At 70.6% G+C, this 17,387-nt stretch carries 13 protein-coding genes; 11 read left to right on the forward strand and 2 right to left on the reverse strand.

Features of this window, described 5'->3' with window-relative positions; genetic code table 11:
* Nucleotides 1–9 precede the first annotated feature (9 nt).
* From JK364_RS48710 to JK364_RS48745, 8 genes are all read left to right on the forward strand, one after another.
* Complete coding sequence (locus JK364_RS48710; protein WP_201857895.1) at nt 10–2,133, forward strand: outer membrane protein assembly factor BamB family protein; 2,124 nt, start codon at nt 10–12, stop codon at nt 2,131–2,133.
* 11 nt (nt 2,134–2,144) lie between these two features.
* The gene (locus tag JK364_RS48715) at nt 2,145–4,337 is read left to right on the forward strand and encodes a protein kinase domain-containing protein (RefSeq protein WP_201857896.1); all 2,193 of its coding nucleotides are present in this window, start codon (nt 2,145–2,147) and stop codon (nt 4,335–4,337) included.
* A gap of 77 nt (nt 4,338–4,414) precedes the next feature.
* Nucleotides 4,415–6,472 (forward strand): serine/threonine-protein kinase, encoded by a 2,058-nt coding sequence (locus JK364_RS48720; protein ID WP_201857897.1) that lies wholly within the window; start codon nt 4,415–4,417, stop codon nt 6,470–6,472.
* A gap of 207 nt (nt 6,473–6,679) precedes the next feature.
* Entirely contained in the window at nt 6,680–6,967 is a 288-nt protein-coding gene (rpsO, locus tag JK364_RS48725) for a 30S ribosomal protein S15 (protein ID WP_201857898.1), read from the forward strand.
* Nucleotides 6,968–7,372: 405 nt separating this feature from the next.
* Nucleotides 7,373–9,622 carry a polyribonucleotide nucleotidyltransferase gene (locus JK364_RS48730; protein WP_201857899.1) on the forward strand — a complete coding sequence of 750 codons (2,250 nt, stop codon included), beginning with the start codon at nt 7,373–7,375 and terminating at the stop codon, nt 9,620–9,622.
* On the forward strand, nt 9,619–10,998 hold the full coding sequence (locus JK364_RS48735) for a M16 family metallopeptidase (RefSeq protein ID WP_201857900.1): 1,380 nt from the start codon (nt 9,619–9,621) through the stop codon (nt 10,996–10,998). Before JK364_RS48730 ends, JK364_RS48735 begins: the two co-directional genes overlap by 4 nt.
* A 141-nt stretch (nt 10,999–11,139) precedes the next feature.
* Entirely contained in the window at nt 11,140–11,892 is a 753-nt protein-coding gene (dapB, locus tag JK364_RS48740) for a 4-hydroxy-tetrahydrodipicolinate reductase (RefSeq protein ID WP_201857901.1), read from the forward strand.
* 10 nt (nt 11,893–11,902) lie between these two features.
* Entirely contained in the window at nt 11,903–12,364 is a 462-nt protein-coding gene (locus JK364_RS48745; RefSeq protein WP_201857902.1) for a tetratricopeptide repeat protein, read from the forward strand.
* Nucleotides 12,365–12,496: 132 nt separating this feature from the next.
* On the opposite strand, the gene JK364_RS48750 is transcribed toward JK364_RS48745, so the two are convergent.
* Both JK364_RS48750 and JK364_RS48755 read right to left on the reverse strand, forming a co-directional pair.
* Nucleotides 12,497–13,048, reverse strand: a complete 552-nt coding sequence (locus tag JK364_RS48750; RefSeq protein WP_201857903.1) for an SCO5741 family PH domain-containing membrane protein — start codon at nt 13,046–13,048, stop codon at nt 12,497–12,499.
* Between the two features lie 65 nt (nt 13,049–13,113).
* Nucleotides 13,114–13,356, reverse strand: coding sequence for a hypothetical protein (locus JK364_RS48755; protein WP_201857904.1), 243 nt, complete (start codon nt 13,354–13,356; stop codon nt 13,114–13,116).
* 178 nt (nt 13,357–13,534) lie between these two features.
* Between JK364_RS48755 and thyX the strand changes: the two genes are divergently transcribed.
* The 3 genes from thyX to JK364_RS48770 all read left to right on the forward strand — a co-directional run bounded on the left by thyX (nt 13,535) and on the right by JK364_RS48770 (nt 17,192).
* On the forward strand, nt 13,535–14,275 hold the full coding sequence (thyX, locus tag JK364_RS48760; protein WP_201857905.1) for an FAD-dependent thymidylate synthase: 741 nt from the start codon (nt 13,535–13,537) through the stop codon (nt 14,273–14,275).
* Nucleotides 14,276–14,482: 207 nt separating this feature from the next.
* Nucleotides 14,483–15,382, forward strand: coding sequence for a 4-hydroxy-tetrahydrodipicolinate synthase (gene dapA / locus JK364_RS48765; protein ID WP_201857906.1), 900 nt, complete (start codon nt 14,483–14,485; stop codon nt 15,380–15,382).
* A gap of 124 nt (nt 15,383–15,506) precedes the next feature.
* Nucleotides 15,507–17,192 (forward strand): ribonuclease J, encoded by a 1,686-nt coding sequence (locus JK364_RS48770; RefSeq protein ID WP_201857907.1) that lies wholly within the window; start codon nt 15,507–15,509, stop codon nt 17,190–17,192.
* Nucleotides 17,193–17,387: the final 195 nt, after the last annotated feature.

Consider the following 17,387-nt stretch of genomic DNA (forward strand, 5'->3'; position numbering starts at 1 on the left):
GAGGAGCGAATGGAACCGCAGCGATTGGCCGAACCGTCGCGGCTCGGCCCGTACCGCATCATCGGCACGCTGGACGCCGGTGGGCAGGCCGATGACGCGCGCCGCCGTATCGCCAGGGACGACCGCACCGGCCGCACGGCCGTGTTGATGCTGCCGCACGAAACCCTCGCCGACGACCCCGGATACCGGGTGCGGTTCCGGTCGGAGGGTGAGAACTCCCGTCGCCTGACCGGGGGTTGCGCGGCTCCCGTGATCGATGTCGCCGGGCCGGACGCGGATCTCCCCTGGGTCGCCTACGCCTGCTTTCCCGCCCTGCCGCTTCCCACAGCGGTGGCCGCGTGCGACGGTCCGCTGCCCGAACCCACGGTGCGCGCGCTCGGCGCGGTGCTCGCTCACGCCCTCGCCAACTGGCATGCCGGCGGCCTCGTTCACGCCGGGATCTCGCCGCAGGCCACGCTGCTCATGAGGGATGGACCCCGGCTGACCGGGTACGGGCTGGCGCGAGCGGCGGTGCTGAACGGTCCGGGCCGTGGCGCGTCGCTCGGAGTCGATGCCTTCACCCTGTCGCCGGAGCAGCGAGCGGGTGAACGGCCCAGCCCGGCGGGGGATGTCTACGCGCTGGGCGCCGTGCTGTGCTACGCCGCGACGGGCCGCCGAGACGTGGCCGAGGGGACGCGCGCGGCACTGCCGGACGGGCTGAGAGAGCTGCTCGCGGTCTGTCTCGCGCAGGATCCCGGGCAGCGGCCCCGGCCGGGCACGGTGGCCCGGGAGCTCCGGGCGGCGTCGGCGCCTGATGCCGTCGGCCGACTACCCGATGCCGTGGCGATGGCCCTTGCCCGGCAGGCCGCGGCCTATCCGGCGCAGGCTCCCATGGCTGCCCACGCGCTCACTGAGGAGGGGGCTGCCACCCCACCGCCGGGTCGCTCCCGGCGCGCCGTGGTCGTCGGCGGCCTCTCCGGAGCGGTCGGTCTCGCACTCGGAGCGGGCGGAGTGGCCGGCTGGCGGGCGGTCGGCGAGGGGACGGGATCGCGAGAGACGTCCGCTCGGCGCGGGATCGCGCCCGCTCCGCTGTGGCGTCACGACCTCGGGAGCGAGCCACAGCAGCCACCGCTGCTCTGGCGCGGCAAAACCGCCCTCGTCTGGACCACCGACTCCGTGACCGCGCTCAATCTCCGGACCGGCAAGAAGATCTGGTCGCGCGACAAGCTCTATCCCATGTCCGCCCTCACGCTTCTCGGCAACGGCACTTTCGTCTCCCCGGACACCTCGGCCTTCTCCGTGGTCTCGCTCGCCACGGGCCGCATCAAGGGGGTGGAGCGGCGGTATGACGGAGTGGAGGGCCCGGCGATCTACCAATTCCTCGGGGCTGACAAGGACATCTGCTGGTTCCTGACCAGGAAGTACGCGAGTGGGGGCACGGGGACGGAGGACCACGCGGTGGTCTGCTACGACTCCGCGCGGCGCAAGGAGATATGGCGTGCGCCGCTCCCCGCTCCGTATCAGGGAGACGGCAACACCACCGCGCTTCTGCTCAGCACCATGCTCATCCTGCCGAGCCAAGGGGACGACGGCGAGAACACCTCCTCGTATCTGGCCCTCGACCGCCGCAGCGGTCGGAAGCTGTGGACGCGAAAATTCGCCGGGATGAAGGACGAGAGCGCCGAGCAGCGCCTGGTGACTCCGGGAGATCTCCTGGTCTCCTGCGACGAACACATGCTGAGGGGGTACCACCTCGCCGGCGGTAAGGAGCGCTGGCGGGTCAAGACCAAGGGGAGGGTGTCCGGCACTCCGGCCGCTCATGGGCAGGCGGTGTACGCCACCGACTCCCGCGCCACCACCTATGCCATCGATGTGCGCAGCGGCAGCACGCGTTGGCGGCGCCGCAGTGCCGCCCCCTTGGAATCCTCGTGGACGAGGGGCGACACCGCGGTCAGCCACTCGGGCGCCACGGTCTTCCAGGTGACCGACGCGGAGATCGAGGCCCTGGACGCGGCGGACGGCTCGCTGCGGTGGCGGTCGGCACTCGCCGGGAAGGGCCAACAAGCCGCCGCGCCGGGCCAGGTCGTGGGCGTCGCACCCGGAATCGTCCTCGTCCTGAACGGCACCATCCTCTACGCCCTGCCAGTGGACTGATACGGATACCGATGGTCTCTCCCCTCACCCACGACGATCCGCAAGCCCTCGGTTCGTACACCCTTCTCGCCCGGCTCGGCGGCGGCGGAATGGGCACGGTCTATCTGGGCCGCTCGCCCAAGGGGCGGATGGTCGCCCTCAAGACGGTGCACACGCACTACGCCGAGCAGGCCGAATTCCGCACCCGGTTCCAGCTGGAGACCGACGCGGCACGCGTCATCGGCGGACAGTACGGCGCACGGGTCATCGACGCCGATCCGCTGGCCCCAACGCCTTGGCTGGCCACCGAATACGTCCTCGGCCCGCCGCTCGACGACGCGGTCGCCCTCGCCGGGCCGCTGCCCGAGCAGGCCGTACGGGCGCTGGGAGCCGCCCTGTGCGACGCGCTCGCTCAGCTGCACCGGTCCGATGTGGTCCACCGCGACCTCAAGCCCTCCAACATCCTGGTGACCGCACTCGGCCCCAAGGTCATCGACTTCGGCATCGCCCGCGCGGTGGGCGACGACCGGCTCACCCGTACGGGCGCGGCGGCCGGAACGCCCGCCTATATGTCGCCCGAACAGGTCTCCGGTGGTGAACACACCGCCGCGGGCGATGTGTTCGCCCTCGCCGGAGTGCTCGTCTTCGTGGCCACCGGCCGCCCGCCCTTCGGCGGCGGACAGCCCGCCGATCTGCTCTACCGGGTGCGGTACACCGACCCCGACCTGTCCGGGCTGCCGGGGGAATTGCGCACCGTACTGGAGCCGTGTTTCGCCAAGGACCCCCGGCGGCGGCCCGGCACCGTGGAACTGGGGGAGCGGCTCCGCACGGGCACGCATCACGCGGGTGACCTCCGGCGGTTCGCGGACCAGTTGCCGGACCTGGTCCTCGCGGAGATCGCCCGGCGCTGCACGGCCGTATGGGAGGCCCAGCCCAGCAGGCTCCCGGCTCCCCGGGAGGCGGAGCACCGCACCGAAACCGCTGGGCCGCGGCGGCTGGGAGCCGCGCTCTCCCGGCGGAAGCTGATCGCGGCAGTGGGCGGCGGCGCGCTCGTCGCCGGTGGGGTGGCCGGGGCGTGGGCCTGGCTCGGCCCGGAGGAATCCAACGGCGGTACGGCCGCGTCGCCCCGCTCCACCCGCCGCCCCGCCGGTGTGGGCCCGCGTCTGGTGTGGAAGATGTCCGTCCCCGAGGCGACCACGGACCTCGAGGCCCTGATCGTCGGTGACCATGTCGTCATCGTCCACGACAACGGGTTCCTGTGCGTGGACGCGAAGACCGGCGAGAAGCGCGGGGAGAGCGACCGGACCGTCCCCGTCGTCGTCGACGGGGACCGGCTCCTCGCCTGTGAGGCGGACGACCAGAGTGGCGCCACCGCGATCGCTCCCGTCGACCTCGAGACGGGCAATCTCAAGACCCCGATCGCTCGCACCGGCTCCTTGGGCCTCGAACCGAAACTCCTCGCGGTGATGGCCGGCACCTTGTTCGCCGAGGGATTTGCGAAGGGCGGAGAGAAGCGTCTGGCCGTCAACCTGCGTACGGGGAAGCGGCTCTGGGCCCGTGCCATCGCCCCGGGTACCAGCGACCCCATCGCCGCGGCGTCCGCCGGTGCCACACTCCTGCGCTTCTCGGGGGACGAGGCCATCGCCGTCGACCCGCACAGCGGGGCCCAGCGCTGGTCGAAGCGGATTCCGCTCGGATCCGACGCGGTGATCTCCCTGGACAGGGCCTTCGCTGCCACCGACGATCACGTGTTCACCGGTGGTCGGGAGCTCCTCGCGCTGCGCACCACCGATGGCGCGACCGCATGGCGGTTCGGCGCGGAGCGCACATCCAGGGAGAGCTACGACCCGCGGATGGAGCACTACGGCCCGCCGGTCGTCAAGGACGGTGTGGTCTACAGCGTCGAGCGGAGGAACGGCCTCGTCGCCCTGGACGCGAAGAGCGGGCGGCTGCTGTGGCAGGAGAAGGGGGCAGCCGACCAGACGGCCTCCTCCGAAGCCTATGAATCCACTCCGGTCGTCGGCGAGAGGTACTTCTACGCCTCGCCGGAGAAGGACCGCTGGGCCAGAGCCGTCGACCTCCGCACCCATCGCACGGCATGGACCTTCCAGGGGCCCTCCGGTGACAAGGACGGCATGTCCGCCTCCGTGATGCGGGCGCACGGCCGCGCAGGTCTGGTCGTCATCACCAATGGCAAGACCGTCTGCGCCATCCCGCTGGAATGACCCGGCACCTGGCCCGCCCGGCCGCCCCACCGCCTCGTTGATCCGATCAACCCCTCATCGACCAGGAGACCTCTCCCATGAAACCCCTCGGCACCGGCGATCCGCTGCGCCTCGGCCCGTACCGCCTCACCGGCGTGCTCGGCGCGGGCGGCATGGGCCAGGTCTACCTGGGGCGGGATTCCGAGGGCCGGATCGCGGCGATCAAGGTGCTGCGGCCCGAAGTGGCCCACGACCCCCATATGGCCCAGCGTTTCGTGCGCGAGGCGCACGCGGCCCAGGCCGTGCGGGGCGACGGGGTGGCGCGGGTGCTCGCGGCGCGGACCGAGGGCGGGCGGCCGTGGATCGCCACGGAGTTCCTCGCCGGACCCACGCTCGACCAGGCCGTGGAGCGGTACGGCGCCCTGGAGGAGCCCGCCGTAAGGGCGTTGGGAGCCGCGCTGGTCCGTACGCTCCACGATATCCACGGTGCCGGGCTGGTCCACCGGGACCTCAAACCGTCCAACATCGTGCTGACCTCCCGCGGCCCAAGGATCATCGACTTCGGGATCGCCCGGCCCGAGCACGGGCTGACGCTGACCACCACCGGGCAGACCGTCGCCACCCCCGGCTACGCCCCGCCCGAGCAGGTCCTGGGCCAGCGGACCGGCCCCGCGGGCGATGTGTTCTCCCTCGGAGTGGTCCTCGCCTACGCGGCGGGCGGGCGGCCGGTCTACGAGGGCGGCCATGTGGCCGCCGTGCAGTACCAGGTGGTGCACGGTGAGCCGGAGCTGGGCGCGGTGCCCGGGGCGCTGCGGCCCCTGGTCGCGCCCTGTCTGGCCAAGGACCCCGGGGCCCGGCCCGGTCTCGACCGGATCGGCCGGGCACTGGCGCCGCCCCGGGGCGCGGACCGGGTCTGGCGGAGCGGACCGCTCGCGCAGGACATCGCGCGGCGCGAGGCGGACGCCCGGCGCATGGCCGCCCTGCCCGGCGACCGGCCGGGCACCTCCAGGCGGCGGCTCATCGGCACGCTCGCCGCGGGCGGCGCCGTGCTCGCGGCGGGTGGGGGAGGCGTCGCGTGGTGGCTGCTGCGCGGTGACGCGGCGGAGTCCGGCGGGCGGCCCTGGGAGGCCGAGCCGCTGTCGCGCTATGACGAAGGAACAGCGCCACAGCCGCTGTGGGGTCCGGTCCGCGTCGCCGAGAGCTCCGGCACCGATCTGCCCGCTCCGCTGCCCGTCCACGACCTGGTGGTCGTCGCGACCTCCAGCGGTGCGCTGCGCGCGTACGACGTGCGGAGCGGGAAGCGGCGGTGGACCTCCGAGCGCACGGCCGCCACCACCGCCCGCGTGCTCGTCGCGTCCGACGACGTCATCCTTACCGCCGACGCCAAGGGGGCGCTGCTGGGACTGGACACCAAGGACGGCACGAAGCGGTGGTCGGTGCCGGGCGCCGACGCGGCGGTGCTGCTCGGCGCCGACGAGAGCGCGGCCTACCTCGCCACCCGCGGCGGTCGGATACGCGCCGTGGATCTCACCTCGCACCGCACGCTGTGGACCGTCCCGGCGCCCGTGGCCACATCCGCCAAGGCGCCGGCCCAGGCGGCGGTCGCCGACCGCCGCCTGGTGATCCACGGATCGGACGGCGGCGTGGCCGCCCTCGACACCCGAACGGGCAGGACCGCCTGGGGCCCGCGTGAGCAGGGGTCCCCCACCGCCCTCGCCCCCGCCGTCGTGGACGGTGTCGTCTACCTCGGAGGGAAGAGCCTGAGGGCGCTCGCCCTGGCGAGCGGTGAGGAGAAGTGGGCCCATGCCGGTCAGGGCGGGACCGGCTGGACAGCGCCGGCCGTGCGGAAGGGCGTGGTGTACGCCGTGGACGGCACCGACCTCTCGGCACGGCGGGCGGGGGACGGAGCGGAGATGTGGACGCTGCCGTTCGCGTCCGACGACCACCCGCTTGACGCCCCCGTCGCCGAGGGTGGCAGTGTGTGGGCGGCTGTCGATGAGCGCGGGAACCAAGGCGTGGTGGCGGTCGATGTCCGCAGCGGAAGCGTCGCTTGGCCGTACGGTCCGGGGACCGAGGGAGGCTGGCGGCTCGCGGCGGCTGGGAACCGCGTGTTCGCTCTGCAGTCCGGCACCCTCACCGCCATGCCCGTCTTCTAGCCCCGGACACTCCCCGCCGGCCCACCCCCACACGCCCCCCACCAAGACGCTGGTACCCTATGTCCTGGCCGTTTGCGTACGCGTCCCCGGAGGCCTCGAGTCTCGGGAGACAGCGCCCAGCGGACCCCGCCTCCCGAGTCACGGAAGATCCCCTGAGACATCGACCAGGGGCACTCGGCGGCTGATGACGAGAACAAGGAGTACCGAGTGTCGCTCGACGCCGTTACCAAGAAGCAGATCATGACCGAGTTCGCCACCAAGGAGGGCGACACCGGCTCCCCCGAGGTCCAGGTCGCGATGCTCACGCGCCGCATCTCCGACCTCACCGAGCACCTCAAGACCCACAAGCACGACCACCACTCCCGCCGGGGTCTGCTGCTCCTGGTCGGCCAGCGCCGCCGCCTGCTGCAGTACCTGGCGAAGAAGGACATCACGCGCTTCCGTGCGCTGGTCGAGCGCCTGGGCATCCGTCGCGGTGCGGCGGGCGCCAAGTAAGACGCCAAGGCAGGGAGCGGTTCCCGCGACGGGGGCCGCTCCCTTTGCCATACGTGGCGCCGTACGGTTTCGGCCAAAGGTGAGCCAATGCTGACCCGTACGGTCTTCGCGCCGGTGCGTAGCGCCATCGCTACGTACCGTAGGGGCCGGACAGTACAGCCGTCGTGATGACGGCCGAAGCTTTGTAGTCTGGTCCCAACAACGCCATAACGAACGAGGAGGAGCGCCTCATTCCCGCCGCACCGGCGCCACAGGAGCCGGTCCTCGGTAGTGGCTCCCGGAACTGGCAATTCCGGTGGCTTCGATCGAAGACCGGCCCGGCTGCCGGCCAGTAAGGCCCGGGGCGCTGCTCCACCACCGTCCACCGTCACACGGACGAGGGACGCAGAAGAGGAGATTTTCCTGGTGGAGAACGAGACCCACTACGCCGAAGCGGTCATCGACAACGGCACCTTCGGCACCCGCACCATCCGTTTTGAGACGGGCCGCCTGGCCCGTCAGGCCGCCGGTTCGGCCGTGGCCTACCTGGACGACGACACCATGGTGCTGTCGGCCACCACCGTTTCCAAGAACCCCAAGGACCAGCTCGACTTCTTCCCGCTCACGGTCGATGTCGAGGAGCGGATGTACGCGGCGGGGCGCATCCCCGGCTCGTTCTTCCGCCGTGAGGGCCGCCCCTCCGAGGACGCGATCCTCACCTGCCGTCTGATCGACCGTCCGCTGCGCCCGTCCTTCAAGAAGGGCCTGCGCAACGAGATCCAGGTCGTCGAGACGATCATGGCGCTCAACCCCGACCACCTCTACGACGTGGTCGCGATCAATGCCGCCTCCTGCTCCACCCAGCTCGCCGGGCTGCCCTTCTCCGGCCCCATCGGTGGCACCCGCGTCGCCCTGATCAAGGGCCAGTGGGTGGCCTTCCCGACCCACTCCGAGCTGGAGGAGGCCGTCTTCGACATGGTCGTCGCCGGCCGGGTGCTCGAGGATGGCGATGTCGCGATCATGATGGTCGAGGCGGAGGCCACCGACAAGACCATCCAGCTGGTCAAGGACGGCGCCGAGGCTCCCACCGAGGAGGTCGTCGCCGCCGGCCTGGAGGCGTCGAAGCCCTTCATCAAGGTCCTGTGCAAGGCGCAGGCGGACCTCGCGGCCAAGGCCGCCAAGCCGACCGCCGAGTTCCCGATCTTCCTCGACTACCAGGACGACGTCCTGGAGGCGCTCACCGCCGCCGTCCGCGACGAGCTGGCCCAGGCGCTGACCATCGCGGGCAAGCAGGAGCGCGAGACCGAGCTGGACCGCGTCAAGGGCGTGGCCGCCGAGAAGCTGCTGCCGCAGTTCGAGGGGCGCGAGAAGGAGATCTCGGCGGCGTACCGCGCGCTGACCAAGACCGTGGTGCGCGAGCGCGTCATCAAGGAGAAGAAGCGCATCGACGGCCGCGGCGTCACGGACATCCGTACGCTCGCCGCCGAGGTCGAGGCGATTCCGCGGGTCCACGGCTCGGCGCTGTTCGAGCGCGGCGAGACCCAGATCCTGGGCGTCACCACGCTGAACATGCTCCGCATGGAGCAGCAGCTGGACACGCTCGCGCCCGAGACCCGCAAGCGCTACATGCACAACTACAACTTCCCGCCGTACTCCACCGGTGAGACCGGCCGCGTCGGCTCCCCCAAGCGCCGCGAGATCGGCCACGGCGCCCTGGCCGAGCGGGCGCTGCTGCCGGTGCTGCCGACGCGCGAGGAGTTCCCGTACGCCATCCGCCAGGTCTCCGAGGCGCTGAGTTCCAACGGCTCGACCTCCATGGGGTCGGTCTGCGCCTCGACGATGTCGCTGCTCAACGCCGGTGTGCCGCTGAAGGCACCGGTCGCGGGCATCGCCATGGGCCTGATCTCCCAGGAGATCGACGGCGAGACCCACTACGTCACCCTCACCGACATCCTCGGTGCGGAGGACGCGTTCGGCGACATGGACTTCAAGGTCGCCGGCACCAAGCAGTTCGTCACCGCGCTGCAGCTGGACACCAAGCTGGACGGCATTCCGGCGTCCGTGCTGGCCGCGGCCCTCAAGCAGGCCCGCGACGCCCGGCTGCACATCCTCGATGTGATGAACGAGGCCATCGACGTCCCGGACGAGATGTCCCCCAACGCGCCGCGGATCATCACCGTGAAGATCCCGGTCGACAAGATCGGTGAGGTCATCGGCCCCAAGGGCAAGATGATCAACCAGATCCAGGAGGACACCGGCGCCGACATCACCATCGAGGACGACGGCACCATCTACATCGGTGCCGCCGACGGCCCGGCCGCCGAGGCCGCCCGCGCGACCATCAACGGCATCGCCAACCCGACCATGCCGGAGGTCGGCGAGCGCTACCTGGGCACGGTCGTGAAGACCACCACCTTCGGTGCGTTCGTCTCCCTGCTCCCGGGCAAGGACGGCCTGCTGCACATCTCGCAGATCCGCAAGCTCGCCGGCGGCAAGCGCGTGGAGAACGTCGAGGACGTGCTGAAGGTCGGCGCCAAGGTCCAGGTCGAGATCGCCGAGATCGACCAGCGCGGCAAGCTCTCCCTCATCCCGGTCCTCGATGACGAGGAGAGCGGGGACGCGGACGAGGCCAACGCCGAGGCCAAGCCCCAGACGAAGGACGAAGCCACCAAGTGACGTCCCGCGACGACGGCACGACGGCCCGCACCTCCTCGGAGGCGCGGGCCGTCGCCCGTACCCAAACGCTTCTCGAGGGCGAGAACGGTATCGGCACGGTCCGCAGGACGACCCTCCCCGGGGGCCTGCGCGTCGTCACCGAGACCCTCCCCTCCGTGCGCTCGGCCACCTTCGGCATCTGGGCGCACGTCGGCTCGCGCGACGAGACCCGTACGCTCGGCGGGGCCACCCACTATCTGGAGCATCTGCTCTTCAAGGGCACCCGGCGGCGCACCGCGCTGGACATCTCCGCCGCCATCGACGCGGTCGGCGGCGAGATGAACGCCTTCACCGCCAAGGAGTACACCTGCTACTACGCACGGGTGCTCGACACCGATCTGCCGCTGGCCATCGACGTCGTCTGCGACATGCTGACCGGCTCGGTGATCAACGCCGCGGACGTGGACGCGGAGCGCGGTGTCGTCCTGGAAGAGATCGCGATGACCGAGGACGACCCGGGCGACTGTGTGCACGACCTGTTCGCCCACACCATGCTCGGCGACACCCCGCTCGGCCGCCCGGTCCTGGGCACCGTCGACACCGTCAACGCCCTGGGCCGCGACCAGATCGCCCGCTTCTACCGGAAGCACTACGACCCCACCCACCTGGTCGTCGCCGCCGCGGGCAACGTGGACCACGACGACGTCGTACGCCAGGTGCACGCCGCGTTCGACGGGGCGGGCGCCCTGTCGAACGCGGACGCGGCCCCGGTCGCCCCGCGCGCCGGCATCCGTGCGATCCGTACGGCGGGCAAGGTCGGGCTGCTGAACCGCAAGACCGAGCAGGCCCATGTCGTCCTCGGCATGCCCGGCATCCCGCGCACCGACGACCGCCGCTGGGCGCTCGGGGTGCTCAACACCGCACTGGGCGGCGGGATGAGCTCCCGGCTCTTCCAGGAGGTCCGGGAGAAGCGCGGCCTCGCCTACAGCGTCTACTCCTACACCTCCAGCTTCGCCGACTGCGGGCTCTTCGGCGTCTACGCCGGCTGCCGCCCGAGCCAGGTGCACGACGTCCTCAAGATCTGCCGCGACGAGCTCGTCCAGGTAGCGGAGAACGGCCTGAGCGACGAGGAGCTGCGGCGCGCCGTCGGCCAGCTCTCCGGCTCCACCGTGCTGGGCCTGGAGGACACCGGCGCGCTGATGAACCGGATCGGCAAGAGCGAGCTGTGCTGGGGCGAGCAGATGTCGGTGGACGACATGCTCGAGCGGATCGCGGAGGTCACCCCGGACGAGGTGCGCGAGGTGGCGCGCGATGTACTGGGACGGCGTCCTTCGCTGTCCGTCATCGGCCCGCTGAAGGACAAGCAGGCGGCGCGTCTCGACGAGGCCGTCGCCTAGCCCGTCAGCCGGCGTAGTCCGTCAGCCGGCGTAGTCCGTACGTCGGCGTAGGCCGTACGTCGGCGTAGGCCGTACGTCGGCGTAGGCCGTACGTCGGTTCAGTCCGTGCCAGAGCCTCCCGGATCGAAGGAAACAGGATCGATGAGCAAGCTGCGTGTGGCCGTCCTCGGCGCCAACGGCCGGATCGGCTCCGAGGCCGTACGAGCCGTGGAGGCCGCCGAGGACCTGGAACTGGTCGCCGCGCTGGGCCGGGGCGACCAGCTCCAGGCCCTGGCCGAGGCGGGCGCCGAGGTGGCGGTCGAGCTGACCGAACCGGCCTCGGTGATGGACAACCTCGAGTTCTGCGTCCGCCACGGCATCCACGGCGTCGTCGGCACCACCGGCTGGACGGACGAGCGCCTGGCGCGGCTGCGCGGCTGGCTCGACGCCTCGCCGACCACCGGTGTGCTGATCGCGCCGAACTTTTCCATCGGTGCGGTGCTGACCATGCGGTTCGCCCGCCAGGCCGCCCGGTTCTTCGAGTCGGTCGAGGTCATCGAGCTGCACCACCCCAACAAGGTGGACGCCCCCTCCGGCACGGCCGCGCGCACCGCACAGCTGATCGCCGAGGCCCGGCGGGAGGCCGGCTGCGCCCCGCAGCCGGACGCCACCGCCACGGCGCTCGACGGGGCGCGGGGCGCGGACGTGGACGGGGTGCCGGTGCACTCGGTGCGGCTGCGCGGGCTCCTGGCCCATCAGGAGGTCCTGCTGGGCGGCGAGGGCGAGACGCTCACCATCCGCCATGACTCCACCCACCACAGCAGCTTCATGCCCGGCATCCTGCTCGGCGTCCGCCGAGTGGCGGCCACCCCCGGCCTGACCTTCGGCCTGGAACACTTCCTCGATCTGGACTGAGGGCACAGCGGTGCGCGCAAAGATCATATATTTCGTTCTCGCGGCCGTTCTGGTCGTCTACTTCGTACTGGTCGGCGACCGTGGGGTGCTGCTGATCCGGGAGGGCACCCCGGTCACCGTCGTCTTCGGTGCGGCGGTACTGGTGATGCCTCTCATCGGTGCCTGGTTCCTGTGGCAGACCACGCAGTTCGCGCGGAGCGCGGACCGGCTGGCCCGGGAGCTGGAGGCGGAGGGCGGCCTCCCGGTCGACGAGCTGGTGCGGACGCCCGGCGGGCGGATCGACCGGGACTCGGCGGACGCCGTCTTCGCCAAACGGCGGGCCGAGACGGAGCAGTCGCCGGACGACTGGCGGTCCTGGTTCCGGCTCGCCGTGGCGTACCACGACGCCCGGGACACCGCGCGCGCCCGTAAGGCGATGCAGCGCGCCATCGCCCTGCACGACGGCAAGCCGGTGCGGGCGGCCGGGGGCTGACCCCGGGCCGCCCGCGGCGGTACGGATAAGGATCGGATACGGATCAGGGGGGCTCAGCGGCGCCGCCCCGCGGCCGTACGGCTCAGCGGTGAGCGGGTGGCTCAGGAGTGGGCGTCAGCGGTGGGGTGGGCGTCAGCGGTGGGCGGCGGCCCAGCCCTCGAGCGCGTCGGCGGCCCTGTTGAAACTCTCCGCCTGGCCCAGGAAGTCGGCGTCATGGCTGGTGATCAGGGCGTCCGGCGCTCCGCCGCGCACCGACTGGAGCAGCAGCGCCTGCCCCTGGACGGTGCGGGGCAGGCCCAGCCACCGGACCGGCTGCTGGGCCGTGCGTATCGCGGCGACGTCCTGCCAGCGCACGGTGGTGCTGCGCAGGAGGCCGATCCGGCGCAGCCCCTGGGCGCTCACCACGACACCGCTGCGCACCAGCCTTACGGCTGTCACGATCATCAGCGCCGCGACGCCGACGCAGACGCCCGCCGCGGACAGCGATCCCGCCATCGCGATGATCAAGGCGGAGAACAGGATGTACGAGGCGAGCAGCAGCATAAGAGCGGCGCCCCCGACCCTCCAGGGCCCCGGCCGGTAGGGACGGCGCCAGCGGTCCGGGTCCTCGTAACCGAGCGGGTCCGCTCCGGCCGCCGCGTCGTCGTCACGGGCGCGGTCGGCGGTCAGGAAGGGCAGGGGCACGGGAGTTCCTCACTCACACACATGTCCGGATGGGCCTGTGCTGGGTGAGGCTATCCCAGCGCCGGTCAGCGTCCGTCGGACGCCTCTGGCTGCTGGATCTGTTGGGTGGGGTGCGACTGGCTGTCGAGCGCGGGTATCCCGAACATCAACGAGCCGATGAACCCCGCGACGATCGTGAGCCCGATCAGGGTCCGTCCGGCGATCTGGGACGGTGTGGCGCGGGGGCGGGGTGGTGGGGTGACATTGCTGCGGAAACGGTCGGCTTCGGCGACGAAGGCGAACGGCACGGGCTCTCGCCGGCGGAACATCTGCGGGCTCTCCTTGGAACCTCGAACGTGAGTACTTCAGTGTGTAGGACGTGTGAATGAGCGATTGGGTGCCCGGATTCGACGACTTCCGTCAAAAATTTCGGCTGAGCGGGACTGTCGGTGGTGACCCGTAAGCTGGGCGCCGCCCTGAGCGACGCACCATGGAAGGACCCGCCCGGTGACCGAGATCCCCGCCGAGATCGAGAAGGCCAGTTTCCGCAGCGATGTGACCGTCGAGCTGGTCAAGCACAGCGCTGCCGACTCCGATGTGTTGTGGGCCGCGCGGGTGTCCACCGCGGGCGAGCAGTCCCTCGAGGAGATCACCAAGGACCCGGAGCGGTCCAAGGGGCTGATCAACTTCCTGATGCGGGACCGCCACGGCAGCCCGTTCGAGCACAACTCGATGACCTTCTTCATCAGCGCCCCGATCTTCGTCTTCCGCGAGTTCATGCGGCACCGCGTGGGCTGGTCGTACAACGAGGAGTCCGGTCGCTACCGCCGCCTGGAGCCGGTGTTCTACGTCCCGGGGGAGGCCCGCAAGCTGATCCAGCAGGGCCGCCCGGGGAAGTACGAGTTCGTCGAGGGCACCCCGGCGCAGCACGAGCTGACCGGCCGGGTCATGGAGGACGCGTACCGCCACGCCTATGAGGCGTACCAGGAGATGCTGGCCGCCGGAGTGGCCCGCGAGGTGGCCAGGGCCGTGCTCCCGGTCGGCCTGTTCTCCTCGATGTACGCCACCTGCAACGCCCGCTCGCTGATGCACTTTCTGGGGCTGCGCACCCAGCACGAGCAGGCCGCTGTGCCCTCGTTCCCGCAGCGGGAGATCGAGATGGTGGGGGAGAAGATGGAGGCTCACTGGGCGGGGCTGATGCCGCTCACCCACGCCGCCTTCAACGCCAACGGCCGAGTGGCTCCGTAGCCGACCCCCGTAGCCCGGGGCCCGCTCCTCGGACGGATCACCGGGCGAAGTGTCCGTATTGCGGCGTTTCGAGAAGTTCATCTAGGCTGAACAAACGGGCCCGGCACTGCTTGAACCCCCGAGCAGGCAGTGCCGGGTCCCATCTCTTCGCTCCGTCCGCAGCCCCGAGCGAGCGCCGTGGGGCGCGCTACGAGTAGCGTGGAGCCCATGGCACCGACATCCACATCGCAGACCCCTTTCGGGCGGGTGCTGACCGCCATGGTCACGCCATTCACCACTGACGGCGCGCTCGACCTCGACGGCGCCCAGCGACTCGCTGTTCATCTGGTGGACGCCGGCAATGACGGACTGATCGTCAACGGCACCACCGGCGAGTCCCCCACCACCAGCGATGCGGAGAAAGCCCAGCTCGTACGCGCCGTGGTGGAGGCGGTCGGCGACCGCGCCCACGTCGTGGCCGGAGCGGGTACCAATGACACCCGGCACAGTGTGGAGCTCGCCCGCGCCGCCGAGCAGGCCGGTGCCCACGGGCTGCTGGCCGTCACGCCGTACTACAGCAAGCCGCCGCAGGAAGGCCTCCTCCGGCACTTCACCGCCATCGCCGACGCCACCGGCCTGCCGGTCATGCTCTACGACATCCCGGGCCGCAGCGGTGTCCCGATCGGCACCGAGACCATGGTCCGGCTGGCCGAGCACCCGCGCATCGTCGCCAACAAGGACGCCAAGGGCGACCTCGGACGCGCCAGCTGGGCCATCGCCCGCTCCCGCCTCGCCTGGTACTCCGGCGACGACATGCTGAACCTGCCGCTGCTGTCGGTCGGCGCGGTCGGCTTCGTCTCCGTGGTCGGCCACCTGGTCAGCCCCGAGCTGCGGGCCATGCTCGAGGCCCATCTCGCGGGTGACGTCGCGAAGGCAACGGAGATCCACCAGAAGCTGCTGCCGGTCTTCACCGGCATGTTCCGCACCCAGGGTGTGATCACGACCAAGGCCGCGCTCACCCTCCAGGGCCAGCCCGCGGGGCCGCTGCGCCTGCCGTTGGTCGAGCTGACCGCCGAGGAAACCGAACAGCTGAAGCGCGATCTCGCCGCCGGCGGGGTACAGCTCTAAGCAAAGAGGCGATTTCTCGCACCTTCATACTTCACAACTGCATACAGACACATCAGCAAGTGCACGAATGTCACGCGCGCCATGTGCCCAGGGGGCATGTGGCGTGCGTGGTGAGGAGAGTCTTTTGAGTCATCCGCATCCTGAGCTCGGCCCTCCGCCGAAGCTCCCCGAGGGCGGTCTGCGCGTCACCCCGCTCGGCGGCCTCGGTGAGATCGGCCGGAACATGACGGTCTTCGAGTACGGCGGCCGGCTGCTGATCGTCGACTGCGGGGTGCTCTTCCCCGAGGAGGAGCAGCCCGGAGTCGACCTGATCCTGCCGGACTTCACATCCATCCGGGACCGTCTCGACGACATCGACGGCATCGTCCTCACTCACGGCCATGAGGACCACATCGGCGGCGTCCCCTTCCTGCTCCGCGAGAAGCCCGATATCCCGCTGATCGGCTCCAAGCTGACGCTCGCCCTGATCGAGGCGAAGCTTCAGGAGCACCGGATCCGTCCGTACACCCTCGAGGTCGAGGAGGGGCACCGCGAGCGGATCGGCCCCTTCGAGTGCGAGTTCGTCGCGGTCAACCACTCCATCCCGGACGCCCTGGCGGTCGCCATCCGCACCCCGGCTGGCATGGTCGTGCACACCGGCGACTTCAAGATGGACCAGCTGCCGCTCGACGGCCGGCTCACGGATCTGCCCGCGTTCGCCAAGCTCGGCGAGGAGGGCATCGATCTGCTCCTGGCGGACTCCACCAACGCCGAGGTCCCCGGGTTCGTACCGCCCGAGCGCGATATCTCCGGTGTGCTGCGCCAGGTCTTCGGCAACGCGCAGAAGCGCATCATCGTCGCCAGCTTCGCCAGCCATGTGCACCGCATCCAGCAGATCCTCGACGCGGCACATGAGTACGGGCGCAAGGTCGCCTTCGTCGGCCGGTCGATGGTCCGCAACATGGGCATCGCCCGTGACCTCGGCTATCTGCGGGTGCCTGCCGGTCTCGTGGTGGATGTGAAGACCCTCGACGACCTTCGGGACGACGAGGTGGTGCTGGTCTGCACGGGCTCCCAGGGCGAGCCGATGGCGGCGCTGTCCCGAATGGCCAACCGCGATCACCAGATCCGGATCGTCGCGGGCGACACGGTGATCCTGGCCTCCTCGCTGATCCCCGGCAATGAGAACGCGGTCTACCGGGTGATCAACGGACTGACGCGCTGGGGCGCCACGGTCGTCCACAAGGGGAACGCCAAGGTCCATGTCTCCGGCCATGCCTCGGCCGGCGAGCTGCTGTACTTCTACAACATCTGCAAGCCCAAGAACCTGATGCCGGTGCACGGTGAATGGCGCCATCTGCGCGCCAACGCCGAGTTGGGCGCGTTGACCGGGGTTCCGAAGAACCGTTGCGTCATCGCCGAGGACGGTGTCGTGGTGGACCTGGTCGACGGCATTGCCAAGATCGTCGGCAAGGTGCAGGCGGGATACGTGTACGTGGACGGCCTCTCGGTCGGCGATGTCACGGAGACCTCGCTCAAGGACCGCCGCATCCTCGGAGACGAGGGCATCATCTCGATCTTCGTGGTCGTCGACAGCACGACCGGCAAGATCGTGGGCGGTCCGCATATCCAGGCGAGGGGCTCCGGTATCGAGGACTCCGCCTTCTCCGCGGTCATCCCGAAGATCGAGGATGCTCTGGTCAAGTCGGCCTCCGACGGGGTCGTGGACCCGCACCAGCTCCAGCAGCTGGCGCGCCGCGCGGTCGGTAAGTGGGTCTCCGACAGCTACCGCCGCCGCCCGATGATCCTGCCCGTGGTCGTCGAGGTCTGACGTCACGTCTGACACCCCCTCAGCACCACACCGGCGCTGAACACCCGGCGGGGCTCCTCGATTTGCATCGAGGAGCCCCGCTCCAGTACGTTTACGGCTCCGCCAGAGGGGAACCCGAAGCACTCAACGGTCTTCGGAGGAGCCCACCGGCGGAGGTGGAAATCGACTCGGAGAAATTCTGATAAAGTCGGTGAA

The sequence above is a fragment of the Streptomyces endocoffeicus genome (assembly GCF_016741935.1).
Taxonomy (GTDB): domain Bacteria; phylum Actinomycetota; class Actinomycetes; order Streptomycetales; family Streptomycetaceae; genus Streptomyces; species Streptomyces endocoffeicus.

Bases quoted from the DNA above. Each gene is read 5' to 3' on its own strand.
- dapA (WP_201857906.1), top strand. From the start codon at position 14,483: ATGGCACCGACATCCACATCGCAGACCCCTTTCGGGCGGGTGCTGACC.
- JK364_RS48715 (WP_201857896.1), top strand. From the start codon at position 2,145: ATGGTCTCTCCCCTCACCCACGACGATCCGCAAGCCCTCGGTTCGTAC.
- JK364_RS48720 (WP_201857897.1), top strand. From the start codon at position 4,415: ATGAAACCCCTCGGCACCGGCGATCCGCTGCGCCTCGGCCCGTACCGC.
- JK364_RS48710 (WP_201857895.1), top strand. From the start codon at position 10: ATGGAACCGCAGCGATTGGCCGAACCGTCGCGGCTCGGCCCGTACCGC.
- JK364_RS48755 (WP_201857904.1), bottom strand. From the start codon at position 13,356: ATGTTCCGCCGGCGAGAGCCCGTGCCGTTCGCCTTCGTCGCCGAAGCC.
- dapB (WP_201857901.1), top strand. From the start codon at position 11,140: ATGAGCAAGCTGCGTGTGGCCGTCCTCGGCGCCAACGGCCGGATCGGC.